This is a genomic window from Aeromicrobium sp. WCS2018Hpa-31 (assembly GCF_031843905.1).
Taxonomy (GTDB): Bacteria; Actinomycetota; Actinomycetes; order Propionibacteriales; family Nocardioidaceae; genus Aeromicrobium.
Window position 1 is genome coordinate 130,183 of sequence record NZ_JAVTJF010000008.1, and the last position, 25,857, is coordinate 156,039.

Here is a 25,857-nt window from a genome sequence, read left to right on the forward strand (position 1 = left end):
GATGGGGTGGGGAGCGTCGCCGCTCGACTGCCCTCATCACAGCGACGCACCATGAGGCGGTGATGAGCCGGTCATGAGGGCTCTCTCATGAATCCCCTGCGGCCGGGGGCAGTGCGGGTTCGCCCTGGACTGGTGGGCCGTGAGAGACTGGCCGGAGGTCCTGCCGCAGGCTCGGAGAGCCAGCGCGACCTCCCGTGCCCGCAGCACGTCACGTGCGGATGCGGCACGCACCCCGACCCCCATCACCGCAGGAGCAGCACGACGTGAAGAGCACCACCGAGTCCCTGAGCCCCACCCGCGTCAAGCTCACGATCGAGGTGCCGTTCGAGGAGTTCCAGCCCAGCCTCGACAAGGCCTACAAGACGATCGGCGCGCAGATCACCATCCCCGGCTTCCGCAAGGGCAAGGTGCCGGCGGCCATCGTCGACCAGCGGATCGGCCGCAGCGCCGTCCTCGACGAGGCCATCAACGGCGCACTGCCCGGCTGGTACAGCGAGGCGCTGCAGCAGGCCGAGATCCAGCCGCTGAGCCAGCCCGAGATCGACCTCACCAAGTTCTCCGACGGTGAGGACATCGAGATCACCGCCGAGCTCGACGTGCGCCCGACCATCGAGCTGCCCGACCTCGCCGCCATCGAGGTCCAGGTCGCCGACGCCGAGGTCACCGACGCCGACGTCGACGAGCAGATCGACGCCCTGCGCGACCGCTTCGCCGTCACGCTCGACGTCGACCGTGCGGCCGCCGACGGCGACGCCGTGACCATCGACCTCGTCGCACGCGACAAGGACGGTGCCGACATCGAGGGCGCCGACGCCAAGGGCCTGCCCTACACGATCGGCTCGGGCACGCTGCTCGACGGCCTCGACGAGGCGCTCATCGGCCTCGAGAAGGGCGCGACGACGACGTTCTCCACCGAGCTGGTGGGCGGTGAGCTGAAGGGCACGCCGGTCGACGTCACCGTCACCCTCAACGACGTCAAGGAGCGCCAGGTCGCCGACCTGGACGAGGAGTTCGTCCAGACGGCGTCGGAGTTCGACACCGTCGAGGAGCTCAAGGCCGACGTCCGCGAGCGTCTCGTGCGCGGCAAGCGCATGGAGCAGGCCGCGGAGGCCCGCGACCTCGTGCTCGAGGAGGTCGTCGGCACGGTCGAGGCGCCGCTGCCCGAGACCGTCGTCGCCGAGGAGCTCCAGGGCCGCCGCGAGCAGATCATGCAGCAGCTCTCGTACGCCGGCATCTCCTTCGACACCTACCTCGAGGACGAGGGCCAGACGGCCGAGGAGTTCGAGGCAGAGCTGGAGCGTCGGGTCCGCGACTCGATCGTCGCCCAGTTCGTGCTCGACCAGGTCGTCGCCGACTCCGAGATCGGCATCGAGAACGACGAGCTGACGCAGCACATCATGCGTCGCGCCCAGGAGTCGGGCGAGGACCCGAACTCCTACATCCAGCACATCATGGAGCACAACCACGTGCCCGAGATGGTGAGCGAGGTGCTGCGCGGCAAGGCGCTCGCCACCCTCATGCAGCAGGCCACGGTCAAGGACGCGTCCGGCACCGTGCTCGAGCTCGGCAAGCTGCGCGCCGACGGCTCGATCGCCGACGACGAGGTCGAGACGACCGACGAGTCCGCCGACGCCGCCGCCGAGTCCGAGGTCTCCGAGGAGTCCGACAAGGCCTGACGCGACGTCGTCCGACGACGGCCCGGCGCCCCCTGGGGGTGCCGGGCCGTCGTGCGTCGGGGTCCGGTCCGGTGGGCCGGCCGGGAAATCGCTGAGAACCTCACCACTCCCGGTTCCCATCGTGTCCGGATACCGGCAGTATGTAGACATGCCCGGCACACCTGCACGCACCACCGACGTGGCAGCGCTCGCGCTCGACCACCTCGACCGGTTGGTCGTGGGCACGGTCCGCGAGGTGCACCAGGCGGCTGCGGCGCGGGCGTTCCGCGCCACGCGGGTCGTGGGCGGACGGGTCCCGGAGTCGTTGCACGACGCGGTCGTGACCTCGGTCTACGGCGCGGTGTCGGGCGTGCTGAGGGTCGGCAGCGGCACGGTGCGCGCGCTCTCCGCGCGGGGCGTGGGGTCGCCGGTCGAGTCCAGCCGGTTCGGCCGCAGCGTCGTCGCCGCCGTCAACGGGCTCATCGGCGACGAGCTGCGCATGCTCGACGACCCGCAGGCGATCGTCATGTCGGTGCGCGTCGACGGTGCGGACCTCCCGGTCACCGAGTGGCAGGTCGCCGAGGCCTTCCGGGGTGCCTCCAGCCACCTGGTGGTGTTCCTGCACGGTCTGTGCGAGGACGACGAGTCGTGGGACCTGGGCTCGAAGGTCAGCGGCTCCACCTACGCGTCGCGGCTCACCACCGAGACCGACGCGACGCCGGTCATGGTCCGGTACAACACCGGCCTGCACATCTCCGAGAACGGCAAGCACCTCGACGCGCTGATCACCCAGCTCGTCGACGTCTGGCCCACCGCCGTCTCGCGCATCACCCTGGTCGGCCACTCCATGGGTGGCCTGGTCGTGCGGGCCGCGACCAACCACGCCACGGCGGGCGGCAAGACGTGGCAGCACCTCGTGCGAGACGTCGTCTGCCTGGGCACGCCGCACGCCGGCGCCAACCTCGAGAAGGTCGCCCACCTCGGGTCGTCCGTGCTCCGGTTCCTGCCGGAGTCGCGTCCGTTCAGCACCATCCTCGACACCCGCTCCGCCGGCATCGTCGACCTGCGCCACGGCTACATCTCCGCCGACGAGTGGGAGGGGCAGGACCTCACTCGCGCCTGGGGCCTCGACCGCATCGCCGCGGCGCCGCTCCCGCACGCCGAGTACCACTTCGTGGCCGGCACGCTGGGTGCCACGCAGCGGCACGCCGTGAGCGCCGTGCTCGGCGACCTGCTGGTGCACTTCTCCTCGGCCACCGGGGTCGGACGCACCGGCCCGGTCGTCGACGGCGCCCGTTTCGAGTACGTCCCGAGCGCCCACCACTTCGCCCTGCTGAACCACCCGACGGTCGGCGACTGGATCGTCGAGTGGGTGCGCGCCGGTCACCGTCCCGTGCGTGCGCTCTCCGCCTCCGGTCGCGCCTAGGCCCGGGCCCCTCGTCCCCTCTCCGAACGACCCACCCGTCCCGCACCACCTTCTGGAGGACCACCGTGCCGAACCGCAGCCTGATCGAGGACTCCGTCGAGATCGACGCGACGCCCGCCGCCGTCTGGGCCGTCGTGTCCGACCTCAAGCGCATGGGGGAGTGGAGCCCTCAGTGCAAGAAGATGATCATCCGCGGAGGCGAGGTCAAGCAGGGTGCCCGCACGATCAACGTCAACCGCCAGGGCTGGAAGGTGTGGCCGACGCGCTCGTACGTGAAGGTCTTCGAGCCCGAGCGTGAGCTGGCGCTCAAGGTCGCCGAGAACGGCACCGTCTGGACGTACCGCCTGGAGGCGCTCGACGGTGGACGCACCCGGCTGACGGAGTCGCGCACCGCCCCGAACGGTGTCTCGAACCTCTCGAACCTGCTCACCAAGCACGTCCTCGGTGGCACCGACGCGTTCGAGACCGAGCTCGAGCAGGGCATCGCGCACACGCTGCAGCGGATCAAGTCCGAGGTCGAGCGGACCTCCCGTGCCGCCTGAGTTCCCGAGCCAAGGCCTGCCGCCCCTCGAGGCGGAGGTCGTCGTCGCCGCTCCGGTCGAGACGGTGTGGACCCTGCTCTCGGACCTGCGCTCGATGAGCGAGCGCAGCCCCGAGACCGTGCGGATGTTCATCGCCGCTGCGCCGAAGGTGGGCTCGCGCGGGCTGAACGTCAACCGCAAGGGTGCCGTCGTCTGGCCCACGACCACCCGCATCACCCGGTGGAAGCCGCCGACCCACGACGGCTCGGCAGCCCTGGCGTTCCACGTCGGCCCGACCGACGTGGAGTGGTCCTACGAGCTGACGCCCGAGGGTGCCGGCACGCGCGTCGTCGAGCGTCGCACGGCCCTGCCGCGCGCAGGCCTGACCGTGCGGCTGGCGGGGAAGTGGTTCATGGGCGGCGCCGAGAACCACGACGTCGACCTGCTCGACGGCATGCACCGCACCCTCGAGGCCCTGCGTCGCGACGCGGAGGCGCTGGGCTGATCGAGGCCCACTGACACCGATCCGCCCCGGATCGGTGTCAGTGGCATGGGCGTGCGAAGAAATCCACGTCAGTATGTCAGGACATGGGCTTGACGTGGGGCTGTGAGCGCGCCCACACTAGGGACGTCCCTCTTTGTCACGACAAATAACGCCCCTGTTGAAAGGACATCGCCCGATGTCGACCACCGCTTCCGTCCGCACGCGTGTCGCGGGCGCTCCCATCTCGTGGGGCGTCTGCGAGGTTCCCGGTTGGGGCCTGCAGCTGCCCGCCGACCGAGTCCTCGGCGAGATGCGCGAGCTGGGCCTGACCGCCACCGAGTTCGGTCCCGACGGCTTCCTGCCGGACGAGCCCGTCGAGAAGGCGGCCTTCCTCGAGCAGTACGGCCTCGCCGCCGTCGGCGGGTTCCTGCCCGTCGTGCTGTTCGACGCCGACCACGACCCGCTGCCCGAGGTCGACCGCTTCATCGACGCCTGTCTCGCGTCCGGTGCGGGCGTCGTGGTGCTGGCCGCGGCCACCGGCCAGGAGGGCTACGACGCACGTCCCGTGCTCGACGACGTGCAGTGGAAGACGCTGAACGCGAACCTCGACCGCATCGCCGACCACGCCGTCTCGCGCGGCGTCGTGGCCGTGATCCACCCGCACATGGGCACCATCGTCGAGAACGCCGCCGACGTGCAGCAGGTCCTCGACGGCTCGCACATCGGCCTGTGCGTCGACACCGGTCACCTGGCCGCCGCCGGCGCCGACCCCGTCGCCATCACGCTCGCCAACCTCGACCGCGTGGGCCACGTCCACCTCAAGGACGTCGATGCCGAGAAGGCCGCCCGCGTCGTGGCCGGCGAGGTCACCTTCTCCGACGCGGTCGCCGACGGCATGTGGCAGGTCCTGGGCCGCGGCTCGGTCGACGTCGCCGCCATGGTGAGCGCCCTCGAGGGCCACGGCTACACCGGCTGGTACGTGCTCGAGCAGGACCTCATGCTCACCGACGGCGAGCCCGAGGGCGAGGGTCCGGTCGCCGACGTGCGCCGCTGCCTCGCCTACGTGGAGGGCCTGCTGGCCTGACCGCCCCGACCCCCTGACGGACGGGCCCCGCGCACCTGCGCGGGGCCCGTCCGTCGTGGTGGGACAGGGGCGCCGAGTCGGTCGGCGCTGCCGGCCGGACGCAGGATTCTGCCTTCGTGGGTGCGAGCCCGAACGATGCTGCGTTCGTGTCGGGATCCGGACACGAACGCAGAATCCTCCAGCCAACCGTGCACGAACGCAGAATCCTCCAGCCAACCGTGCACGAACGCAGAATCTTGCGTCTCCCGGCGGCACCCGGCGAGCTCGGGGCGGCCCGGGCCCGTCCGCTCCGTCGAGGCCCTTTCGGAGACCAGGTTCGACGGGAGCCGCGGCAGCGCAGCACCACCCCGAGCGGGAGCCGCGGCAGCGCAGCACCACTCCGGGCGGGAGCCGGGCCAGCGCGGCGCCACACCGAGGGCGCGAGTCAGCCCACCACCGACGAAGGGCCCCGACCGTGAGGTCGGGGCCCTTCGCCGTGCGGTGGCAGCCGCAGGTCGGTGGAGCGTCAGGCGCGCGGTGTCACACGTTCAGCGTCACGCGTTCTGGGGGAAGCCCAGGTTGATGCCGCCGTGGCTGGGGTCGAGCCAGCGCGAGGTGACGACCTTGCCGCGGGTGAAGAAGTGCACGCCCTCGGTGCCGTGGGCGTGGGTGTCGCCGAACAGGCTGTTCTTCCAGCCGCCGAAGGAGTAGTACGCCATGGGCACGGGGACCGGCACGTTGATGCCGATCATGCCGACCTCGACCTCGTTCTGGAAGCGCCGGGCGGCGCCGCCGTCGTTGGTGAAGATCGCGGTCCCGTTGCCGTAGGGGTTGCTGTTGATGAGCTCCAGGGCCTCCTCGTAGGAGTCGACGCGCAGCACCGAGAGCACGGGGCCGAAGATCTCCTCGGTGTAGATGCTCATGTCGCGGCTCACGTGGTCGAACAGGGTGGGGCCGACGAAGAAGCCCTCACCGGCGGCGTCGACCTCGGGGTTGCGGCCGTCGACCACGAGCGTCGCGCCGGCGGCCTCGCCCGCGTCGACGAAGCCGGCCACGCGGTCGCGCGACTGCGACGTGACGAGCGGGCCCATGTCGCAGCCGCGGGTGCCGTCACCGGTGCGCAGCGCCTCGGCGCGCTCCTTGACCTTCGCGACGAACGTGTCGGCGACGTCCCCGACCACCACGGCGGCGGAGATCGCCATGCAACGCTCGCCCGCGGAGCCGAAGCCGGCGTTGATGGCCTGGTCGGCGGCGAGGTCGAGGTCGGCGTCGGGGAGCACGATCATGTGGTTCTTCGCGCCGCCGAGGGCCTGGACCCGCTTGCCGTGCGCGGTGCCGGTCTCGTAGACGTACTGCGCGATGGGGGTCGAGCCGACGAACGAGACGCTCTTGATGTCGGGGCTGGTGAGCAGTCCGTCGACGGCGACCTTGTCGCCGTGCAGCACGTTGAACACGCCGTCGGGCAGACCGGCCTCCTTCCACAGCTCCGCCATCCAGACCGCGGCCGTCGGGACCTTCTCCGACGGCTTCAGCACGACGGTGTTGCCGGCGGCGATCGCGACGGGGAAGAACCACATCGGCACCATCGCCGGGAAGTTGAACGGGCTGATGATCGCGACCGGGCCCAGGGGCTGGCGCACGGAGTGCACGTCGACGTTGGTGGACGCGTTCTCGGTGAAGCCGCCCTTGAGCAGGTGCGGCATGCCGCACGCGAACTCCACGACCTCCTGGCCGCGAGCGACCTCGCCGGCGGCGTCGGAGAGCACCTTGCCGTGCTCGGAGGTGATGATCGCGGCCAGCTCGTCGGCGCGGGCGTTCAGCAGCTCGCGGAACGCGAACATGACCTGGGTGCGGCGGGCCAGCGACGTGTCGCGCCAGGCCGGGAACGCGGCCTTCGCTGCGGCGACGGCTGCGGCGACGTCGTCCTCGGACGCGAACGACACGCTCGACGTGACCTCGCCCGTGGCGGGGTTCGTGACGTCGCCGAAGCGTCCGCTCGTGCCCTCGACGGGGGCGCCGTTGATCCAGTGGGTGACGGTGGTGGCCATGGTGGCTCTTCTCCTCGGTGGTGCAGGTGCTGGTGGGGTGGGGCGGTCGCCTCCGGCGGGGGTGCCGGGCTGTGGGCGGCGTCGTGCCTAGGCGCCCGGCGTGGGCGGCGGGGTGAGGTGCAGGTGCTGGCCGGCCTTGGCGGACCGGTAGGTCTCGTAGGCCTGCTGGGTGGACTCGAGGGTGGAGGTCTCGCTGACCGGGACGTCCCACCACGACTCGCTGCTCGGTGCAGGGACGAGCGGGTCGGTCTCGACGTGGATGACGGTGCTCGTCGGCGACTCCTTGGCCGCGGTGACGGCCTTGCCGAACGCCTCGGCCGAGTCCACGCGCACGACCTCGACGCCGAGGCTCTCGGCGTTCGCCGCGAGGTCGACGGGGAGCTTCTCCCCGTCGAGCCGGCCGGATCCCTCCGCGCGGTAGCGGTAGCGGGTGCCGAAGCGTTGCGAGCCGAGGCTCTCCGACAGCGAGCCGATCGAGGCGTAGCCGTGGTTCTGCACGAGCACGACGATGATCTTCACGCCCTCCTGCACCGCGGTCACGAGCTCGGTGGCCATCATCAGGTACGAGCCGTCGCCGACCATGACGAAGACGTCGCGGTCACCCCGCTCGGCCATCGCGGCGCCGATCCCGCCGGCCACCTCGTAGCCCATGCAGGAGTAGCCGTACTCCACGTGGTAGCCCTTGCTGTCGCGCGTGCGCCACAGCTTGTGCAGGTCGCCGGGCATCGAGCCGGCGGCGCAGAGCACCACGTCGCGCGGGTCGGACAGCTCGTTCACCAGGCCGAGCACCTCGCCCTGCGTGGGCAGGCCGCCCGCACCGCGGTCGGGCGTCTCGGGCACGTAGGTGGCCTCGACGGTGGCGTCCCAGTCGGCCGCGAGGCGCTGGTACTCCTCGACGTAGGCGTCGTCGACGCGGTGGCCGTCGAGCGCCACGCGCAGGGCGTCGAGCGTCTCGCGGGCGTCGGCGGTGATCGCGAGGCCCGACTGCTTGACCGAGTCGATCGCCGCGACGTTGACGTTCACGAAGCGCACGCCCTCGGCCTGGAACGCCGTGCGGCTGGCCGTCGTGAAGTCGGAGTAGCGGGTGCCGACGCCGATGACCAGGTCGGCGTCGCGGGCGATCGCGTTCGCGGCCGTCGTGCCGGTGGAGCCGATGGCGCCGAGGCACTGCGGGTGGTCGTACACGAGCGTGCCCTTGCCGGCCTGGCTCTGGCCGACGGGGATCCCGGTGGCCTCGCTGAAGGCCGCCAGCGCCTCGGTGGCCTGGCTGTAGTGCACGCCACCGCCGGCGACGAGCACCGGACGCCGCGCCGAGCGGATCGCCTCGGCGGCGACGTCGACCAGCGAGCGCTCGGGCACGGGGCGCGCCACGTGCCACACGCGCTTCTCGAACAGCTCGACCGGCCAGTCGTGGGCCTGTGCCTGCACGTCCTGCGGGAAGCAGATCGTGACGGCCCCGGTCTCGGCCGGGTCGGTGAGCACCCGCATGGCGGCCAGCAGCGCCGACGGCAGCTGCTCGGGACGCCACACACGGTCGAAGTAGCGCGACACGGCGCGGAAGGTGTCGTTGACGGTGACGTCGCCGGACTGGGGGAGCTCGAGCTCCTGCAGCAGGGGCGAGGCGCTGCGGTCGGCGAACGTGTCGGCGGGGAGCAGCAGCACGGGGAGCCGGTTGATCGTCGCCAGCGCGGCGCCGGTGACCATGTTCGTCGCGCCCGGCCCGACGCTCGTCGTCACGGCCCAGGTCTGCAGCCGGTCCTTCTGCCGGGCGTACGCCACGGCCGAGTGCACCATGGCCTGCTCGTTGCGGCCGAGCACGTAGGGGAGCAGGTCGGGGTCCTCGAGCTCGGCCTGGAGCAGCGCCTGACCGAGGCCCGCCACGTTCCCGTGGCCGAAGATGCCGAACGCCCCGGCGAACAGCTTGTGCTCCACGCCGTCGCGCTCGGAGTACTGAGCGCCCAGGAACGCGATGGTGGCCTGCGCGACGGTGAGCCGTCGGGTCTGCGTCATGTCAGTCGCCTTCGGTGAGTCGGGGGTCGATCTCCTGGTGCTCCCAGGTGGACCTGACCCAGGTCTGGTCGGGGTGGTCGCTGATGAGCCACGCACGCTCGGCGCCCGGTCCGGCCATGACGTTCAGGTAGTACATGTCGTGGCCGGGGGCCGCGGTGCACGGTCCGTGCCACCCGTGGGGGACGAGCACGGTGTCGCGGTCGCGCACCTCGTGCAGCACGTCGATCTCGCCCGCGGGCGTCGAGCTGGTGCGGTGGAAGCCGAGCCCGGGCTGGCCCTGCGGCCCGTCCTGCACCTCGAAGTAGTAGATCTCCTCGAGGGCGGACTCGTGCTCGGACTCCTCGTCGTGCTTGTGCGCCGGGTAGCTGGACCAGTTGCCGCCCGGGGTGATGACCTCGCAGGCGATGATCGACCCGGCGTCGAGGACGCCCACGGTGCCGAAGTTCCGCACCTGGCGGCTGCTCTGCCCGGCCCCGCGCAGCTCGACGGGGACCTCGGCCGCCGGCAGGTGCCGGGCGGGCAGGACCACGTCGGTCGTGGCGCCGCAGACCGCGAAGCGACCACCGTCGGCCGACGTCAGCGTGACGGCGGCGTCGAGCGGTGCGTAGACCACGTCGGTGGGTCCGGCGAACACGTCGGAGCGACCGGTGAGGGTGTAGGTCTCCCTGTCGACGGTGCTGCCGACGGTGCTGCCGACGGCCACCTCGGTGCCGCCGGACAGCGGCACGACCAGCAGCTCCTGGCCGGGTGCGGCCACGGTGCGGCTCTCGCCGGCGGCCAGCGTCACGGTCCACAGGCTGGTGTGCGACCAGCCCTCCCGCTCGCCCGCGACGACGGCGAGGTCGAAGCCGTCCTCGGCGCCCTCGCCGGCGGGGACGACCCAGTCCGTTGCCGCCCGCGGCCCGGCACCCCCGCCGCGCTCAGTGGTGGTCACCGGACGAGTCCCACGGCCGTGTCGACGGCGCCGGCGACGTCGTCGTCGTGCGGGAAGAGCATGGTGCGGCCGACCATCAGGCCACGGACCCCGGGCTGGGCCAGGGCCTGCTCCCAGCTGCGGTAGACCGTCTCGGGGTGGCCGGTCGGGTCGCCGCCCAGCAGCAGCGTGGGCAGCGTCGTGGACCGCATGACGCGCTCCATCTCCTCCACCACGGGGAGCTTGAGCCACGTGAAGGCGCTCGCGGCACCGAGCCCCTGGGCGATGGCCACGGACTTGATGACGGCGTCGGGGGAGAGGTCGTTCACGACCTTGCCGTCGCGCCGGCTCGACATGAACGGCTCGACCATGGCGACGACCTCGGCCCGGTTGAGCTCGGTGATCGCGGCCGCCTGCGTCTCGAGCGTGCGCAGGGTGCCCGGGTCGTCCAGGTCGATGCGGGTCAGCATCTTGGCGCCCTCGAACCCGGCGTCGATCGTGCCCCGCACGTCGTAGCCCGTCATGCGGTCGTCCATCTCGTAGGACGAGCCGGCGAGGCCCCCACGGTTCATGGAGGTGAAGACCACCTTGTCCTCGAGCGCGCCGAGCAGCAGCAGGTCCTCGAGGACGTCGGCCGTCGCGAGCACGCCGTCGACGCCGGGGCGGCCGAGCGCGGTGACCAGACGGGCGAGCACCTCGTGACGGTCGGCCATCGCCGTCGGGTTGCCCGTCGCAGCGAGGGCACCGCGGGCGGGGTGGTCGCACGCGACGATCATCAGGCGTCCGTCGGCCGGCAGCAGCGGCCGCCGACGGCGCGAGCTCAGCAGCTTCGTGACGCGTTGGGGGTCGTGCGCCCGGACCTCGCGCAGCGCGGCGATGTCGGCGACGAAGGGGGTCGTCGGGTCCTGGGGGGTGGGGGACATGCGGGTCACGACTCCTGCGGGAAGCGCTCTCGGACGAGCTCGTCGATCTCGTCCTGGGTGGGCATGGCGGTCGAGCACTCGAGGCGCGACGCGACGATCGCGCCGGCGGCGTTGGCGTTGCGCAGCAGCTGCTCCAGCGGGAGGCCCGTCAGCAGGCCGTGCACGAGCGAGCCGCCGAAGCTGTCGCCGGCACCGAGGCCGTTGACCGGCTCGATGAGGATCGGCGGGGACTCGACCCGCTCGTGGCGGGTCTTGGCGAGCACGCCCTTCGGGCCCTGCTTGACCACGGCGAGCTCCACGCCCGCGTCGAGCAGGGCGTCGGCGGCGCGGTCGGGGTCGGTCTCGCCGACGGCGACCTCGCACTCCTCGCGGTTGCCGACCGCGACGCTCACGTGGGGCAGCATCTTCTGCACCTGGACCGTGGCGTCCGCGGGGTCGGACCAGAACATGGGACGGTAGTCGAGGTCGAGCACGGTGTGGTGCCGCTCCTGACGTGCCGAGCCGTCATGCCGCCCGTGGCCCGGCACCCCCGCCGAGGAACGTGCCTCGAGCATCGCGAGCTGCGTCGAGCGGCTCGGTTCCTCGCTCATGCCGCTCGTGGTCACCCAGAGCAGGCCCACCTCGCGCACGAGGTCGAGGTCGACCTGGTCGACGGTCAGGTTCATGTCCGGGGCGCTGGGCTTGCGGTAGAAGTACAGCGGGAAGTCGTCGGGCGGGAAGATCTCGCAGAACGTGACGGGCGTGGCCAGCTCCGGCACGACCACGACGTGGGAGTCGTCGACGCCCAGGTCGCGGAACGCCCGCCGGACGAACCGTCCGAAGGGGTCGTCGCCGACACCGGTCAGCGCAGCCACCCGGTGACCCAGCCGCGCCGCGGCGACCGCGACGTTGGCCGTGGTCCCGCCGAGGAACTTGCCGAAGCTCTCGACGTCCTCGAGACCCACGCCGATCTGCAGCGGGTAGACGTCGACGCCTGCCCTGCCGTAGGTCAGGACCTCGGGGATGGTGCTCATGGCGGCCTCTCTGCCGGGCGGGGTACGACGTGGACGACGTTACGTTCGTCACGACGACCATGTCAACTGTTTGTCATGACAAACAAATGTCAGGACATATATCCACCGCGAGTGCGGCGTCGTTCAGCGGTCGACCAACGTCATCTCGAAGGAGTAGCGGTCCGGCCGGTAGAGGTGTGTGCCGAACTCCACCGCGTTGCCGGCGTCGTCGTAGGAGGTGCGCTGCATCGTGAGCAGGGGCGCCGAGCGCCGCTCCTCGAGCAGGCGGCACTCGCGAGCATCGCCCTTGCGCGCGCCGATGCGCTGCTTGGCCACGCGCATGAGCACGCCGGCGTTGCGCAGGGACTCGTACAGCCCCTCCCGCTCGAGGTCGACGGTGTCGAGGTCGAGCACGTCGACCGGCAGATAGTTGTGCATGAGGGCGAGCGGGGCGGACCCGACGAACCGGACCCTCTCGAGCGACCAGATCTCGGCGCCGACGTCCACCCGCAGCTCGTTGGCGAGCTCCTCGGTGGCCGGGATGCGCTCGTAGGACTCGACCTTGGTGTAGGGCTCCTGGCCGGCGGCCCGCAGGTCGTCGTGCAGGCTCGTCAGCTCGACGGAGCGGCTGATCTTGCCGTGCACGACCTGGGTGCCGACGCCGCGCTTGCGCACCAGCATGCCCTTGTCGACGAGCACCTGGATCGCCTGGCGCACGGTGGGCCGCGAGAGGCCGAGGTGGCCGGCGAGGCTGATCTCGTCGCTGATCCTGGCGCCGGCGCCCAGGTGGCCGTCCAGGATGGCGCGCTCGAGCTGCGCGGCCACCTGGAAGTACAGGGGAACCGGGCTGGAGCGGTCGAGCTGGATGTGCTGGGCTGTGTCCGACACGTCAAAGTCCTTCCTTTGTGAGGCCATGCAACACGGCGTGAAACGTTTCGTCAATATGTCTTGACAATGAACCCGTCCCTGCTGTGAAGTGGGGCACACTGTGACGCGTCGCACCTGGCGAGGTCACGAAGGGCCTGACCCGCAGGCCCCGAGAACAGGAGAACCCCCGCATGAAGAAGCTCAAGCTCGCCGGCGCGGTCATCGTCGCCGGCGCCCTCCTGGCGGCGTGCAGCGGCACCGGCCAGGAGGACGACACGGCCGAGTCCAAGGACCTCACGTACGCGGTCATCACGCACTCGAGCCCCGGTGACGCGTTCTGGGACCGGGTGAAGAGCGGTGCCGAGCAGGCCGGCAAGGACTACGGCGTCGAGATCAACTACAGCAACGACCCCGACCCGGCCAAGCAGTCGCAGCTGATCGACGGCGCGGTCGCCGACAAGGTCGACGGCATCGTGGTCTCCATGGCCAACCCGGACGGTCTCGAGAGCAGCATCAAGAAGGCCGTCGCCGCGGGGGTCCCGGTCGTCTCGATCAACTCCGGCATCGACCGCTGGCAGGAGTTCGGCGCCATCACCCACATCGGCCAGTCCGAGGCCATCGCCGGCGAGGCCGTCGGCGAGCGCCTCAAGAGCGAGGGCCTGAAGAAGGGCATCTGCGTCGTGCAGGAGGCCGGCAACGTCGGTCTCGAGGAGCGCTGCAAGGCTGCTGCCGGCACCTTCGGCGGCGACATGGAGAACCTCCAGGTCGACGGCACCGACGACAACGCGGTCACCTCGACCATCACCTCCAAGCTGCAGGCCGACTCCGACATCGACGTCGTCCTGACGCTCGGTGGCCAGTACGCGATCGACGCCGTCTCGGCCGTCGACGCGGCCGGCAGCGACGCCACCGTCGCGACGTTCGACCTCTCGGCCGACGTCGTGAAGAACATCGAGGACGGCAAGATCCTGTTCGCCGTCGACCAGCAGCCCTACGTCCAGGGCTTCCTGGGCGTCACGACGCTCTACCTCAAGAGCATCAACGGCAACGACGTCGGTGGCGGCCAGCCGATCAACTCCGGCCCCGCCTTCGTCACGAAGGACAACGCGGCCGACGTCGCGAAGTTCGCCGAGGACGGCACGCGCTGACACAGCGGTCACGGGCGGGGACTCGGACCATGTCCGGGTCCCCGCCGCCCCCCTCCACGAAAGGCACCCACACCATGACGACAGCCTCCGTCGCCGATGAACGCGTCGCCAAGACGTCGACGCTGACCAAGCTCCTCAAGCGACCCGAGATCGGCGCGCTGGTCGCCGTCATCGTCATCTTCAGCTTCTTCGCGCTGACCACCAGCGCCTTCGCCACCTCCAGCGGCGCCAGCACCTGGCTGCGCTCGGCCTCCACGATCGGCATCATGGCCGTCGCCGTGGCCCTGCTCATGATCGGCGGCGAGTTCGACCTCTCGGCCGGCGCGATGACCGGGTTCACCGGGCTCGCGGTCGGCATCCTCTGCACGGAGTACGGCCTCAACATCTGGGCCGCGATCCTCGTCTCGCTGGCCCTCGCGCTGGCGGTCGGCTTCTTCAACGGCGTGATCGTCATGCGGACGGGGCTGCCGAGCTTCATCGTCACGCTCGGCACGTTCTTCGTGCTCCAGGGCATCAACCTCGCCCTCACGAAGGCCCTCACGGGCCAGGTGGCGATCCAGGGCATGGCCCAGGTGCCGTTCTACGACCAGCCGAAGGCGATCTTCGGCTCGTCGGTCGACATCGCCGGCGGTGCGGTCTTCGCGTCCGTCTGGTGGTGGCTGGCCATCACCGCCGTGGCCACCTGGGTGCTGCTGCGCACGCGCGTCGGCAACTGGATCTTCGCGGTCGGTGGCGCCCAGGTCTCCGCACGCCAGGTCGGCGTGCCGGTCTTCAAGACCAAGGTCGGGCTCTTCATGACCACGGCCGGCGCCGGCTGGCTGGTCGGCATGCTGCTGCTGTTCACGACGTCGACCGTGCAGTCCAACACGGGCGTCGGCCAGGAGTTCATCTACATCATCTGTGCCGTCGTCGGCGGGTGCCTGCTCACGGGCGGCTACGGCTCGGCGATCGGCGCGGCCTTCGGCGCCCTGATCTACGGCATGGCGAACCAGGGCATCGTCTACTCGGGCTGGGACAACAACTGGCTCCGGGCGTTCCTCGGCATCATGCTGCTGGGAGCGGTCCTCCTCAACGAATGGGTACGCAAGCGAGCGGAGCTGTCCCGATGAGCAAGAAGTCCACGCAGTCCACCGTCACGACCAGCGAGCCGCCCGCGCGCGGCACGACGATCGTCGAGGTCCAGGACATCGGCAAGCGCTACGGCAACATCATCGCGCTGTCCGACGTCTCCACCACGGTCAAGGCCGGCGAGGTCACCTGCGTGCTGGGTGACAACGGCGCGGGCAAGTCGACGTTCATCAAGATCCTGGCCGGTGCGCACCAGCACACCGACGGGACGCTGGTGGTCGACGGCGAGTCCACGTCGTTCTCGAACCCGCGCCAGGCGCTCGACGCCGGCATCGCGACGGTCTACCAGGACCTCGCCGTCGTGCCGCTCATGCCGGTGTGGCGCAACTTCTTCCTCGGCAGCGAGGTCCGCACGGGCGTCGCGCCGTTCAAGAAGCTCGACGTCGACTTCATGAAGAGCACCACGCGCGACGAGCTCGCGGCGATGGGCATCGACCTGCGCGACGTGGAGCAGCCCATCGGCACGCTCTCCGGCGGCGAGCGCCAGTGCGTCGCCATCGCCCGGGCGGTGTACTTCGGCGCCCGGGTCCTGATCCTCGACGAGCCGACGGCCGCCCTGGGCGTCAAGCAGTCCGGTGTGGTGCTGAAGTACATCGCCAAGGCCCGCGAGCGTGGCCTGGGCGTCGTGTTCATCACCCACAACCCGCACCACGCCTACCCGGTCGGCGACCGCTTCATGCTGCTGCGTCGCGGCAAGAGCATGGGCGACTATGCCAAGTCCGAGGTCACGCTCGACGAGCTGACCTCGATGATGGCCGGTGGTGCCGAGCTGGAGTCCCTGGCGCACGAGCTGGCCCGCACGATGGGCGACGACAGCGAGATCGCCCAGGAGATGGCCGCCGAGGCCTGACCCTCGACCGCACGGTCGGCCGGGAGCCAGGGGGACCCGGCCGACCGTGCTGCGCTGTCCGCGCCCGGTGCGCCCCACGCCGGGCCCGACCCGGCACCCCACGAACGATCGCCGTCGCGACGGCGGAGAGGCAGGACCCCGTGAGCACACCCGAGCTGCGCGTCGGCATCGTCGGCTTCGGCTGGATGGGTCAGGTGCACGCCCGAGCCCTGACCCGGCTCGTCCAGCACTACCCCGACACGGCGCTGCGCCCCCGCCTCGTGGCGGTGGCCGACAACGCCCCCGACGACCGGACGGCGCGAGCCGCCGCCGCGTACGGGTTCGAGCACCTGCTCTCGGACTGGCGCGAGCTGGTCGAGCACCCGGAGGTCGACCTCGTCTGCGTGACCGGTCCCAACTTCATCCACCGCGACGTCGCGGTCGCCGCGGCGCGGGCCGGCAAGCACCTCTGGGTCGAGAAGCCCGCCGGCCGCGACGCCGGGGAGACCGCCGAGATCGTGGCTGCGGTCGAGGCCTCCGGCGTGCAGGCCGCCGCGGGGTTCAACTACCGCAACGTGCCGGCCGTGGAACGGGCCCGGCGCATCGTCGCGTCGGGGGCCATCGGCGAGATCGAGCACTCCACCGTCCGGTTCCTCGCCGACTACTCCGCCGATCCCGACGCGGCACTGTCCTGGCGTTTCCGGACCGAGTTCTCCGGCTCGGGCGTGCTGGGTGACCTCGTGAGCCACGCGACGGACCTGCTCGGGTACGTGGTGGCGCCGGTCGCCGAGCTCGTCGTGGACCGCGCGACCTTCATCGCGCAGCGTCGCGAGGCCGTGCCGGGTGCGATGCACTACGAGAAGGGTGCCGGCGCGCTCGGCGACGTCGAGAACGAGGACTACGTGAGCGCCCTGCTGCGCCTCGCCGACGGCTCGCGGGCCGTGCTGGAGTCGAGTCGCGTGGCCGTGGGGGAGCAGAACACCTACGGCTTCGAGGTCCACGGCACCCGCGGCGCCGTAGCGTGGGACTTCCGTCGCATGAACGAGCTGCGCGTCGCGTCGGCGCGCGACGACGCCTACACCGACACCTTCTACGCCACCGAGTACGCCGGACCGGGCGACGGCGAGATCGGTGCCTTCCAGCCCGGCACGAACAACCCGGTCGGCTTCGACGACCTGAAGGTGGTGGAGGCCCGACGTCTCGTCGAGTCGATCGCCACCGGCACGCCCGTCGGCGCGACCATCCACGACGCGCTCGCCGCGGCGCGGGTGCTCGACGCCATGATCCTGTCCTCCGACGAACGAAAGTGGGTCCAGCTGTGAGCAAGCGACTGAAGGTCGGCGTCGTCGGCGCCGGTGCCATGGGCGCGGCGCACGTGCGCACGCTCGCCACGAGCGTCCCCGGCGCCGAGGTCACACGGGTCTTCGACATGGACACCGCGCGCGCCCAGGCCGTCGCGGCCGAGGTGGGCGGTGAGGCCGCGGCCTCGCCCGAGGCGCTGGTCGCCGACGTCGACGCGTTCGTGATCGCCTCGCCCGACTTCACGCACGCCGACCTGGCGATCGCGGGCATCGAGGCCGGCAAGCACGTCCTGTGCGAGAAGCCGCTCGCGGTGACCGCCGACGACGCGCGCCGCGTCGTGGACGCCGAGGTCGCGGCCGGGCGCCGATTCGTGCAGGTCGGCTTCAACCGGCGCTTCGACCCGGGCTTCGTGAGCCTCAAGGGTTCGGTCGCCGACGGGTCGCTCGGCCAGGTGAAGCTCGTGCACGGGATCCACCGCAACGCCACGAACGCGACGAGCACCGACTCGTCCACGCTGGTGACCGGCTCGATGATCCACGAGTTCGACACCTTCCGGTGGTTGCTCGACGACGAGATCGCGGCCATCCGCGTCGAGTCGCCGATCGCCGAGGGCTTCAAGGACCCGCAGGTCGCCACGATCTGGATGGCGGCCGGCCAGATGATCACGGCCGAGGTCTACTGCAACGCCGCCTACGGGTACGACGTGCGCGTCGAGGTGGTCGGCGACGGCGGGTCGGCGATTCTCGAGCCCCGGCCCCCGGTGGTTCGCCGCCTCGCGGGGCAGAGCAGCACGACGATCGGGAGCGACTTCGTGGAGCACTTCATCGAGTCCTACCGGCTCGAGCTCTCCGCCTGGGTCGACGCGTCGCTGCGCGGCGAGGTCGTGGGCGCATCGGCGTGGGACGGCTTCGCGGCCAACCTGGTCGCGGCCTCCGGCGTCGCGGCCCTGGACTCGGGCGCACGCGAGCCCGTCGTCGTCCCCGAGCGCCCGGCGCTCTACGCCTGACGGGGTCGGTCAGGCAGGGTCGGCCAGGCGGGGGGCGGGCCCGCTGGTGCTGCGCACCACGAGTCGTGGCGTGAGCACGACCTCGGTCGGGTCCCGTCCCGCGAGCAGGTCGAGCGCTCCGCACACGGCTCGCTCCGCCATCTCGAGGGCGCTCTGCGCCACCGTCGTCATCCGGTCCTGCCGGGCGACGGCGAGCCGGGAGTCGTCGTAGCCCACGACCGACACGTCGGCCGGGACGTCGACGTGGGCTCGCAGCAGGACGTCGAGCACGCCTGAGGCGCAGTGGTCGTTGAAGGCGACCACGGCCGTCGGCGTCGGGCGCTGGTCGAGCAGGCGTCGCGCCGCCTCGACGCCCGCCTGCTCGGTGGGTCCGCCGGGGACGACCCACGACTGCATGCCGCGGCGCACGGCCGCTGCGTGGAAGCCCCGGCGGCGGTCCTCGGCGCCGGGCGCGGACCCGCCGTCGACGTGCACCACCCGCACGTGGCCGAGGTCGGCCAGGTGGTCGACCGCGAGTCCGACGCCGGCCTCGTCGTCACCCCGCACCGAGGCCACGCCGTCGGCGTCGCTCCGGCGGGCCACGACGAGCGTCGGGACCCGCGTGCCGAGCGAGCCGAGGGCGTCGGGGGAGAGGTCGGGACCGAGCAGCACCAGGGCGTCGCACCGTTCCCGCAGGAGGGCCTGGACCGCCGCGTCCTCGTCGCGCGAGGGCGCCACGGCGCTGATCGCGACGTCGTAGCCCTGTGCGGCGGCCGCTTCGTAGAGGTGCTCGACGAGGTCGCCGTGGAAGGGCTGGTGCAGGTCGAACGTGACGCCCAGCAGCCGCGTGTCCGTGCGCCGCAGCTGGCGGGCGCGCTGGTCGGGCACGTAGCCGAGACGCTCGGCGACGCCGCGGACCCGCTCCCGGGTCGCCGCGCTCGCCCCGGGGGCGTCGCGCATCACGATCGACACGAGGGCGACCGAGACCCCGGCCTCGCGGGCCACGTCGGCGAGCGTCGTGCGGGTCACGCGTCCTCCTGGGGGCTCGTCGACGGCGGGGCTTGGACGAGAGGGCTTTGACGATGGGGCGTCCGCATCATATCCTCGGTCTGCATCGTTCTACTAGAACGTTCTAGTCAGCCCCCGCCCCGGCCACGTCCGGTCGTCCGACCCGGCAGCCCACGTCGTCCCCGCCCCGCCCACCTCACCTGCACTCGGAGGAACCATGTCCGCTCCCGTCCGCATCGGCCTGATCGGTGCCGGCCGCATCGGCGCCTCCCACGCCGCAGTCGTCGCCCGACGCGTCCACGGGGCGTCCCTCGTGGCCGTCGCCGATCCCCGTCCCGGCGCCGCGGCCGAGGTGGCCGGGCCGCTCGACGCACGCGCCGAGACGTCGGTGGAGGCCGTCCTCCGTGCCGACGACGTCGACGCCGTGGTCGTGGCCGCGTCGTCGGTCGCCCACCGCGACCTCGTGGTGGCCGCGGCCGAGGCCGGCAAGCACGTGTTCTGCGAGAAGCCGGCCGGCATGTCGCTCGCGGAGATCGACGACGTGCGCACGGCGACGGCGAGGGCGGGGGTCGCGTTCCAGGTCGGCTTCAACCGGCGGTTCGCCCGCGAGTTCGCGGCGGCCCACGAGGCGATCGTGGCCGGGCGTCTGGGGGACGTCCGCCAGCTCCGCTCGCTCACCCGCGACCCGGGCCGGGGTCCCTCCGACCCCGACGGCGTGCCGCCGTGGACGATCTTCACGCAGACCCTGATCCACGACTTCGACACGCTGAACTGGCTGAACCCGGGCGCTCACGCCGTCGACGTCGTCGCCACCGCCGGCTCGCTCACGGCGCCGGGCCACCCCACGTTGCTGGACCACGCCACCGTCGTGGTGACCTACTCCAACGGCGCGATCGCCACGGCCGAGGCGAGCTTCGCCGCGACCTACGGCTACGACGTGCGCGCCGAGGTGCTGGGCTCCGAGGCGATGGTGACGATGGGAGAGGGCGCCCAGTCGTCGCTGCGCCTGCACGACGGGTCCGGCCGCCTCGCCACCACCGCCCACAGCGACACGGAGCTGCTCCTGGACGCGTACACCGGCGAGCTCGAGGAGCTCGTCGCCGCCGTGCGGGAGGGCCGTGCCCCCTCGGTCGGCGCGGACGACGCCTTCGCCGCGTTCGCGATCGCCCAGGCCTGCATCGACTCGTTCACCACCGGCGGCCGTGCGGCCGTCGCCACCGCCGTGCCGCAGGAGGCCTGAGATGACGTTCACCCTCGCGATCTGCTCCGAGATGGTCTACACCGAGCTGCCGCACCTGGAGCGCGTCGAACGCATCCACGAGCGCGGGTTCGCCGCCGAGATCTGGGACTGGACGGCCAAGGACGCCGACGCCCTCGTCGCGACCGGCGCCCGGTTCACGTCGATGACGGGCTACGTGACCGGCGACCTCGTCACCGAGGACGGGGCCGACGACCTCCTCCGGACGGCGGAGGAGTCCATCGGTTTCGCCCGGCGGATCAGCTGCCCGTCGCTGAACATCCACGGCACGGGCCTGGGGGAGGGCGGCATCCCGGTCCGGCCGGTCGAGGTCGTCACCGGCGACATGTGGCTCGCGGCGGTGAGGACGCTCTCGCGGGTGGCCGAGCTCGCCGAGCAGCACGACGTCACCTACGTGATCGAGAACCTCAACCTCGAGGTCGACCACCCCGGCACGCCGTTCGCGCGGGCCGCCGACACGCTGGCCCTGGTGAAGGCGGTCGGCAGTCCGCACCTGCGGATGAACCTCGACCTCTACCACGCCCAGATCGGCGAGGGGAACCTCGTGGAGCTCGTGCGTCGGGCCGCCCCGTACCTCGGCGAGGTGCAGGTGGCCGACGTTCCGGGCCGCTGCGAGCCCGGCACGGGCGAGGTCCGCTGGTCCTTCGTGGCCCAGGCCCTCGCCGACGCCGGCTACGACGGCGTGGTGGCCATGGAGGCGTGGGCGAGCGACCCCGCGGTCGACGGCAGCGACCGCGCCCTCGACGCGTTCCGCGAGGCCTTCACGGTCTGACGCCTCGGCCGTCCGCTGCTTTGCCGGGCGCCAGGCTCACCGTCCGAACGCGCGGGGCAGGTTGAACGGCGTCACGACCTGGACCTGGGACGGTACCGACGTCGGGGGCCCGGGGACGGCTCCGTGGTGACGGAGCAGGAGGCGGCAGGCGTGCCGCGCGTCGGCACGCAGGTCGTGGTGGAGCGCGAAGTGCACGCGCCGGGTGCGCAGCAGCTCGGAGTTGTCGGCGTCGAGGTCGTGCGCGACGAAGACCTGCGGCGCCCGACCGACCTCGGCGAACGCCGCCAGCGTGGCGCGGTTGCCACCACCGACGGAGTACACGGCGTCGACGTCGGGGTGCTCCGTGAGCGTGGCGCCGACGGCCGTGCCGGTGGAGGGGTCCAGGCCGCCGGTGTCGCTGACCCGCAGCACCCGGCGGCTGGGAGCGAGCTCGGCGAGCGCCTCGGTGAAGGACTCCACGCGCTGTCCCTCGCCGCGGAAGTCGCTGGCGCTGAGCGTCACGAGGACCGCGCCGGCACCGGGTGCGGACCGGGCGACCAGGTAGGCCGCGGTGCGTCCGGCTGCCGCGTTGTCGATCCCGACGTACGCGAGGCGCCTGCTGCCGGTCAGGTCGGTCACCAGGGTCACCACGGGGATCCCGGACTCGGCGAGCGCCCCGACCTCCGCGGCCACGTCGGGGTGGTCGGGCGCCTTGAGCAGCACGCCGTGCGAGCGTCGGCGACCGATCGCGCGCAGCGTCTCGACCATGGTCGCCACGTCGGCCTCCTCGCCCAGGTGGAAGCGCGCACGGACCGCCGCCGGGCGCAGGGCGGGCAGCTCGGCCTCGAGCGCGGTCCGCACGGCGGCGCTGAACCGCGTGGGTGCCTGCATCACGAGGTCCAGCAGGAAGGTCCGGCCGACGAGGCGCAGCTGGGTGGCCTGGCGGTCCAGCTCCTCGATCGCCCGCTCGACCTCCGCCACCGTCGCGGCGCGGACGCCGGGGCGTCGGTGCAGGACGCGGTCGACCGTGGCCTCGCTGAGGCCGCTCTGCTGCGCGATCTCGCGCACCTTGTGGCGGTGGGGCACGGCTCCTCCGGGCGGGTCGGACCGATCGTTCTGAGGGTTTCTTGAGGGACTCTAGGCCCCCGCGCGGACGCGTACCAGGACTAGCGTCGGAGACGTCGAGACCTGCCGCCCACCCCGCACCCAGGAGTCCGCCATGACCGCCACGCACCCCGCCCCGCCCGGCCGCCGAGCCCGCTTCACGCCCGACGACGTGAGCCTCGACGACTTCGTCGCGCTCGTCACCGCGCCCACCGATCCCCACGCCTACCGCCACGCCGACCGGGTGGAGCAGGGTGTCGTCGTGTACGCCGCCGCCGACCTGCGTGCAGCGGCGTCGACCCCCGACGGCGAGGACGCCGTCCGCGCCGAGATCGTCCACGCACTCGCCGACGGGCCGGGCATCGTCGTGCTCGAGGGGGCCTGGGACGACCTGTCCGTCGTCGACCGGGCCACCGCCGCGTTCGAGTCCGTCATCGCGGCGGAGAAGGCGTCGGGCGGGGCCGCCGGCGACCACTTCGCCAAGCCCGGGGCCAACGACCGGATCTGGAACGCGCTGGAGAAGCTCGCCGTGAGCGACCCGGGCACCTTCGTCGACTACTACGCCAACGACCTCCTGGCCCTCGTCTCCACCGCGTGGCTCGGACCGGCCTACCAGGTGACCTCGCAGGTCAACGTCGTGCGCCCCGGCGGCGTGGCACAGGACCCGCACCGCGACTACCACCTGGGGTTCCTCTCCGACGAGCTCACGGCGCGCTACCCCGCGCACGTGCACCTGCTGTCGCCGGTGCTGACGCTGCAGGGCGCCGTCGCCCACGTCGACATGCCCGTCGAGAGCGGCCCCACCCTCTACCTGCCGCACTCGCAGAAGTACGGCCCCGGCTACCTGGCCTACCGACGTCCGGAGTTCCGCGCCTACTTCGAGGAGCACCACGTGCAGCTGCCCCTGGCCAAGGGGGACGCGGTGTTCTTCAACCCGGCGCTGTTCCACGGAGCCGGGACCAACGTGTCCGCGGACGTGCAGCGGGTCGCGAACCTGCTGCAGGTCTCGTCGGCGTTCGGCCGGGCGATGGAGGCGGTCGACCGGGCGAGGGCCGCCACCGCCGTCTACCCGACGCTGCTCGAGCGCCAGGACGCCGGCTGGCCGACCGACGCGCTGCACCACGTCGTCGCGGCGGTCGCGGAGGGCTACCCGTTCCCGACCAACCTCGACCTCGACCAGCCGGTCGACGGCATGACTCCGCTCGCGCAGACCGAGGTGCTCGAGCAGGCGCTCGCGGCCCGGTGGTCCGCCGACCAGGTCGCGACGTCGCTCGGTGCGTACGCCGACCGCCGCAGGACCGCGCCGATCGAGGGTGTCTGACATGGGGCGCCTCGACAATCGGGTGGTCCTCGTCTCCGGTGGCACGCAGGGCGTCGGGCTGGCCATCGCGCGACTCGCCCTGCGCGAGGGCGCGCGGGTGGTCGTGACCGGGCGTCGTCCCGACGTCGGGGCCCGCGCCGCCGAGGAGCTGTCGGCACTCGGTGACGCGCGCTTCGTGGCGTGCGACGTCGCCGACGTCGAGGCCTGCCGCGCGGCGGTGGCCGAGACCGTCGCCCTGCACGGCCGGGTGGACGGTCTCGTGAACGCGGCGGGCTTCACCGAGCGCGGCAGCGTGCTCGACACGACGCCGGAGATGTTCGAGCAGCACGTGGCGGTGAACCTGCGTGGTCCCTTCTTCCTCATGCAGGCCGCGATCGGCGACATGGTCCGACGCGGGCAGCCCGGCGCCGTGGTCAACGTGCTCACCATGAGCGCGCACGGCGGCCAGCCGTACCTGGCGCCCTACGCCGCCACGAAGGCCGGGCTCGCGGGCCTGACGAAGAACGCCGCCCACGCCCACCGCTTCGACCGCGTGCGCGTCAACGGCGTCAACATCGGGTGGACCGACTCCGACGGCGAGGACGCGATCCAGCGCCGGTTCCACGACGCGGGCGACGACTGGCGGGAGCGTGCCGCCGAGCGGCTGCCGGCCGGCCGGCTCGCGTCGCCGGAGGACGCGGCCGGCATCGTGGTGCTGCTGCTGAGCGACGAGAGCGGCGTCGTCACGGGCTCGGTCGTGGACTGGGACCAGACCGTGCCCGGTGCCTCGGACTGAGGTCCCGGGCTCCGGACGCGTCACGCTGTCAGCGAACAGGGCGTGTTCACGCGTGTCTCGCGACCGCTCGCCCTCTAGGGTCGACAACGTGAACACACCAGACGCCACCACCCAGGGCCCGACGGGCCAGGCTCAGTCGGTGCAGGGCATGGCCGGCACCGACGTCGGCCCGTCCGACCTCGACGGCCACATCTACCAGCGCCTGCTGCGCGAGCGCATCATCTTCCTCGGTTCGGAGGTGCGCGACCAGAACGCCAACGCGATCTGCGCGCAGATGCTGCTGCTCAACGCCGAGGACCCGGGCGCCGACATCTTCCTCTACATCAACAGCCCGGGCGGCTCGGTCGACTCGGGCATGGCCATCTACGACACGATGCAGTTCATCTCCAACGACGTCGCCACCGTGGCCATGGGCCTCGCCGCGTCGATGGGGCAGTTCCTGCTCGCGGCCGGTGCACCGGGCAAGCGCTACGCGCTCCCGCACGCGCGGATCATGATGCACCAGCCCTCCGGCGGCATCGGCGGCTCGGCCTCGGACATCAAGATCCAGGCCCAGCAGTCGATCCTGCTCAAGAAGCAGCTCAACGAGCTGCAGTCGGTCCACACCGGCCAGACGATCGAGCAGATCGAGGCCGACGCCGACCGCGACCGTTGGTTCACCCCCGACCAGGCCAAGGACTACGGCTTCATCGACCAGGTCATCAAGAGCGCCCAGGAGGTCGCACGATGAGCTACTACATCCCTCAGTGGGAGGAGCGGACGTCCTACGGGTTCCGCCGCATCGACCCCTACGCCAAGCTCTTCGAGGACCGCATCATCTTCGTGGGCACGCCCATCAGCGACGACGTCGCCAACGCCGTCATGGCGCAGCTGCTGTGCCTGCAGCAGATGGACGCCGACCGCGACATCCAGCTGTACATCAACAGCCCGGGTGGTTCCTTCACGGCCATGACGGCCATCTACGACACGATGCAGTACCTCAAGTCCGACGTGATGACCGTCTGCCTCGGCCAGGCCGCCTCGGCCGCCGCGGTGCTGCTCGCCGCGGGCACCCCCGGCAAGCGCTACGCCCTGCCGAACAGCCGCATCCTCATCCACCAGCCCTACACCGAGGGCACGGGCGGCCAGATCTCCGACCTGGAGATCCAGGCCAACGAGATCCTCCGCATGCGTGAGCTGATGGAGAAGATGATCTCCGACGCCACGGGCAAGACGCCCGAGGAGGTCAGCAAGGACGTCGAGCGCGACAAGATCCTCACGGCCGACCAGGCCAAGGAGTACGGCATCATCGACGGGATCTTCGAGACCCTCAAGGTCCCCGCCGCCTGAGGCTCCGGCCGACGCCG

At 71.7% G+C, this 25,857-nt stretch carries 24 protein-coding genes; 16 read left to right on the top strand and 8 right to left on the bottom strand.

Annotation, left to right across the window (positions count from 1 at the left end):
* The first annotated feature begins 263 nt into the window (after positions 1 to 263).
* The 5 genes from tig to RQG84_RS12140 all read left to right on the top strand — a co-directional run bounded on the left by tig (position 264) and on the right by RQG84_RS12140 (position 5,170).
* The gene (gene tig, locus RQG84_RS12120; RefSeq protein ID WP_311210236.1) at positions 264 to 1,676 is read left to right on the top strand and encodes a trigger factor; all 1,413 of its coding nucleotides are present in this window, start codon (positions 264 to 266) and stop codon (positions 1,674 to 1,676) included.
* 148 nt (positions 1,677 to 1,824) lie between these two features.
* Positions 1,825 to 3,081: a hypothetical protein gene (locus tag RQG84_RS12125; protein WP_311210237.1), complete on the top strand. Its 1,257-nt coding sequence runs from the start codon at positions 1,825 to 1,827 to the stop codon at positions 3,079 to 3,081.
* Positions 3,082 to 3,146: 65 nt separating this feature from the next.
* Entirely contained in the window at positions 3,147 to 3,623 is a 477-nt protein-coding gene (locus RQG84_RS12130) for an SRPBCC family protein (RefSeq protein ID WP_056555178.1), read from the top strand.
* Entirely contained in the window at positions 3,613 to 4,107 is a 495-nt protein-coding gene (locus RQG84_RS12135) for an SRPBCC family protein (RefSeq protein WP_311210238.1), read from the top strand. The genes RQG84_RS12130 and RQG84_RS12135 overlap by 11 nt, the downstream gene beginning before the upstream one ends.
* A gap of 175 nt (positions 4,108 to 4,282) precedes the next feature.
* On the top strand, positions 4,283 to 5,170 hold the full coding sequence (locus tag RQG84_RS12140; protein WP_055965020.1) for a TIM barrel protein: 888 nt from the start codon (positions 4,283 to 4,285) through the stop codon (positions 5,168 to 5,170).
* 533 nt (positions 5,171 to 5,703) lie between these two features.
* Here the strand turns inward: RQG84_RS12140 and RQG84_RS12145 are convergent.
* From RQG84_RS12145 to RQG84_RS12170, 6 genes are all read right to left on the bottom strand, one after another.
* On the bottom strand, positions 5,704 to 7,197 hold the full coding sequence (locus RQG84_RS12145; protein WP_055965023.1) for a CoA-acylating methylmalonate-semialdehyde dehydrogenase: 1,494 nt from the start codon (positions 7,195 to 7,197) through the stop codon (positions 5,704 to 5,706).
* An 87-nt stretch (positions 7,198 to 7,284) separates the two neighbouring features.
* Positions 7,285 to 9,207, bottom strand: a complete 1,923-nt coding sequence (iolD, locus tag RQG84_RS12150) for a 3D-(3,5/4)-trihydroxycyclohexane-1,2-dione acylhydrolase (decyclizing) (protein ID WP_311210239.1) — start codon at positions 9,205 to 9,207, stop codon at positions 7,285 to 7,287.
* Position 9,208: 1 nt separating this feature from the next.
* Entirely contained in the window at positions 9,209 to 10,141 is a 933-nt protein-coding gene (gene iolB, locus RQG84_RS12155) for a 5-deoxy-glucuronate isomerase (protein WP_311210240.1), read from the bottom strand.
* Positions 10,138 to 11,043, bottom strand: coding sequence for a hypothetical protein (locus RQG84_RS12160; RefSeq protein ID WP_055966351.1), 906 nt, complete (start codon positions 11,041 to 11,043; stop codon positions 10,138 to 10,140). The genes iolB and RQG84_RS12160 overlap by 4 nt, the downstream gene beginning before the upstream one ends.
* A gap of 5 nt (positions 11,044 to 11,048) precedes the next feature.
* Positions 11,049 to 12,056 carry a 5-dehydro-2-deoxygluconokinase gene (iolC, locus tag RQG84_RS12165; protein ID WP_311210241.1) on the bottom strand — a complete coding sequence of 336 codons (1,008 nt, stop codon included), beginning with the start codon at positions 12,054 to 12,056 and terminating at the stop codon, positions 11,049 to 11,051.
* Between the two features lie 123 nt (positions 12,057 to 12,179).
* Complete coding sequence (locus tag RQG84_RS12170) at positions 12,180 to 12,923, bottom strand: GntR family transcriptional regulator (RefSeq protein ID WP_311210242.1); 744 nt, start codon at positions 12,921 to 12,923, stop codon at positions 12,180 to 12,182.
* A 170-nt stretch (positions 12,924 to 13,093) separates the two neighbouring features.
* On the opposite strand from RQG84_RS12170, the gene RQG84_RS12175 reads away from it, so the two are divergent.
* The 5 genes from RQG84_RS12175 (at position 13,094) to RQG84_RS12195 (ending at position 18,315) form a co-directional block, all read left to right on the top strand.
* Positions 13,094 to 14,050 (top strand): sugar ABC transporter substrate-binding protein, encoded by a 957-nt coding sequence (locus RQG84_RS12175; protein ID WP_311210243.1) that lies wholly within the window; start codon positions 13,094 to 13,096, stop codon positions 14,048 to 14,050.
* Positions 14,051 to 14,124: 74 nt separating this feature from the next.
* Positions 14,125 to 15,159: an ABC transporter permease gene (locus RQG84_RS12180; protein WP_311210244.1), complete on the top strand. Its 1,035-nt coding sequence runs from the start codon at positions 14,125 to 14,127 to the stop codon at positions 15,157 to 15,159.
* Entirely contained in the window at positions 15,156 to 16,028 is an 873-nt protein-coding gene (locus RQG84_RS12185; protein ID WP_311210245.1) for an ATP-binding cassette domain-containing protein, read from the top strand. The genes RQG84_RS12180 and RQG84_RS12185 overlap by 4 nt, the downstream gene beginning before the upstream one ends.
* Before the next feature lie 140 nt (positions 16,029 to 16,168).
* Positions 16,169 to 17,329 (top strand): Gfo/Idh/MocA family oxidoreductase, encoded by a 1,161-nt coding sequence (locus RQG84_RS12190; RefSeq protein WP_311210246.1) that lies wholly within the window; start codon positions 16,169 to 16,171, stop codon positions 17,327 to 17,329.
* Entirely contained in the window at positions 17,326 to 18,315 is a 990-nt protein-coding gene (locus RQG84_RS12195; RefSeq protein ID WP_311210247.1) for a Gfo/Idh/MocA family oxidoreductase, read from the top strand. The genes RQG84_RS12190 and RQG84_RS12195 overlap by 4 nt, the downstream gene beginning before the upstream one ends.
* Positions 18,316 to 18,324: 9 nt before the next feature.
* Here the strand turns inward: RQG84_RS12195 and RQG84_RS12200 are convergent, their stop codons facing one another.
* Positions 18,325 to 19,323: a LacI family DNA-binding transcriptional regulator gene (locus RQG84_RS12200; protein ID WP_311210248.1), complete on the bottom strand. Its 999-nt coding sequence runs from the start codon at positions 19,321 to 19,323 to the stop codon at positions 18,325 to 18,327.
* 196 nt (positions 19,324 to 19,519) lie between these two features.
* On the opposite strand from RQG84_RS12200, the gene RQG84_RS12205 reads away from it, so the two are divergent.
* Positions 19,520 to 20,542, top strand: a complete 1,023-nt coding sequence (locus tag RQG84_RS12205) for a Gfo/Idh/MocA family oxidoreductase (protein WP_311210249.1) — start codon at positions 19,520 to 19,522, stop codon at positions 20,540 to 20,542.
* A 1-nt stretch (position 20,543) separates the two neighbouring features.
* Complete coding sequence (locus tag RQG84_RS12210; protein ID WP_311210250.1) at positions 20,544 to 21,332, top strand: TIM barrel protein; 789 nt, start codon at positions 20,544 to 20,546, stop codon at positions 21,330 to 21,332.
* A 36-nt stretch (positions 21,333 to 21,368) separates the two neighbouring features.
* Here the strand turns inward: RQG84_RS12210 and RQG84_RS12215 are convergent, their stop codons facing one another.
* A complete protein-coding gene (locus RQG84_RS12215) occupies positions 21,369 to 22,397 on the bottom strand; it encodes a LacI family DNA-binding transcriptional regulator (RefSeq protein WP_311210251.1) in 1,029 nt (342 codons plus the stop codon).
* Between the two features lie 133 nt (positions 22,398 to 22,530).
* Between RQG84_RS12215 and RQG84_RS12220 the strand changes: the two genes are divergently transcribed.
* From RQG84_RS12220 to RQG84_RS12235, 4 genes are all read left to right on the top strand, one after another.
* On the top strand, positions 22,531 to 23,736 hold the full coding sequence (locus RQG84_RS12220) for a phytanoyl-CoA dioxygenase family protein (RefSeq protein WP_311210252.1): 1,206 nt from the start codon (positions 22,531 to 22,533) through the stop codon (positions 23,734 to 23,736).
* Position 23,737: 1 nt separating this feature from the next.
* Positions 23,738 to 24,511 carry an SDR family oxidoreductase gene (locus RQG84_RS12225; RefSeq protein WP_311210253.1) on the top strand — a complete coding sequence of 258 codons (774 nt, stop codon included), beginning with the start codon at positions 23,738 to 23,740 and terminating at the stop codon, positions 24,509 to 24,511.
* Between the two features lie 148 nt (positions 24,512 to 24,659).
* On the top strand, positions 24,660 to 25,241 hold the full coding sequence (locus RQG84_RS12230; RefSeq protein ID WP_311210299.1) for an ATP-dependent Clp protease proteolytic subunit: 582 nt from the start codon (positions 24,660 to 24,662) through the stop codon (positions 25,239 to 25,241).
* Entirely contained in the window at positions 25,238 to 25,840 is a 603-nt protein-coding gene (locus RQG84_RS12235) for an ATP-dependent Clp protease proteolytic subunit (protein WP_055965072.1), read from the top strand. The genes RQG84_RS12230 and RQG84_RS12235 overlap by 4 nt, the downstream gene beginning before the upstream one ends.
* Positions 25,841 to 25,857: the final 17 nt, after the last annotated feature.

Excerpts from the sequence above, each read along its gene's own strand:
- RQG84_RS12125 (WP_311210237.1), top strand. The coding sequence starts at position 1,825 with ATGCCCGGCACACCTGCACGCACCACCGACGTGGCAGCGCTCGCGCTC.
- RQG84_RS12140 (WP_055965020.1), top strand. The coding sequence starts at position 4,283 with ATGTCGACCACCGCTTCCGTCCGCACGCGTGTCGCGGGCGCTCCCATC.
- RQG84_RS12145 (WP_055965023.1), bottom strand. The coding sequence starts at position 7,197 with ATGGCCACCACCGTCACCCACTGGATCAACGGCGCCCCCGTCGAGGGC.
- iolD (WP_311210239.1), bottom strand. The coding sequence starts at position 9,207 with ATGACGCAGACCCGACGGCTCACCGTCGCGCAGGCCACCATCGCGTTC.
- RQG84_RS12160 (WP_055966351.1), bottom strand. The coding sequence starts at position 11,043 with ATGTCCCCCACCCCCCAGGACCCGACGACCCCCTTCGTCGCCGACATC.
- iolC (WP_311210241.1), bottom strand. The coding sequence starts at position 12,056 with ATGAGCACCATCCCCGAGGTCCTGACCTACGGCAGGGCAGGCGTCGAC.
- RQG84_RS12175 (WP_311210243.1), top strand. The coding sequence starts at position 13,094 with ATGAAGAAGCTCAAGCTCGCCGGCGCGGTCATCGTCGCCGGCGCCCTC.
- RQG84_RS12180 (WP_311210244.1), top strand. The coding sequence starts at position 14,125 with ATGACGACAGCCTCCGTCGCCGATGAACGCGTCGCCAAGACGTCGACG.
- RQG84_RS12185 (WP_311210245.1), top strand. The coding sequence starts at position 15,156 with ATGAGCAAGAAGTCCACGCAGTCCACCGTCACGACCAGCGAGCCGCCC.
- RQG84_RS12205 (WP_311210249.1), top strand. The coding sequence starts at position 19,520 with ATGTCCGCTCCCGTCCGCATCGGCCTGATCGGTGCCGGCCGCATCGGC.
- RQG84_RS12210 (WP_311210250.1), top strand. The coding sequence starts at position 20,544 with ATGACGTTCACCCTCGCGATCTGCTCCGAGATGGTCTACACCGAGCTG.
- RQG84_RS12220 (WP_311210252.1), top strand. The coding sequence starts at position 22,531 with ATGACCGCCACGCACCCCGCCCCGCCCGGCCGCCGAGCCCGCTTCACG.
- RQG84_RS12225 (WP_311210253.1), top strand. The coding sequence starts at position 23,738 with ATGGGGCGCCTCGACAATCGGGTGGTCCTCGTCTCCGGTGGCACGCAG.
- RQG84_RS12230 (WP_311210299.1), top strand. The coding sequence starts at position 24,660 with ATGGCCGGCACCGACGTCGGCCCGTCCGACCTCGACGGCCACATCTAC.
- RQG84_RS12235 (WP_055965072.1), top strand. The coding sequence starts at position 25,238 with ATGAGCTACTACATCCCTCAGTGGGAGGAGCGGACGTCCTACGGGTTC.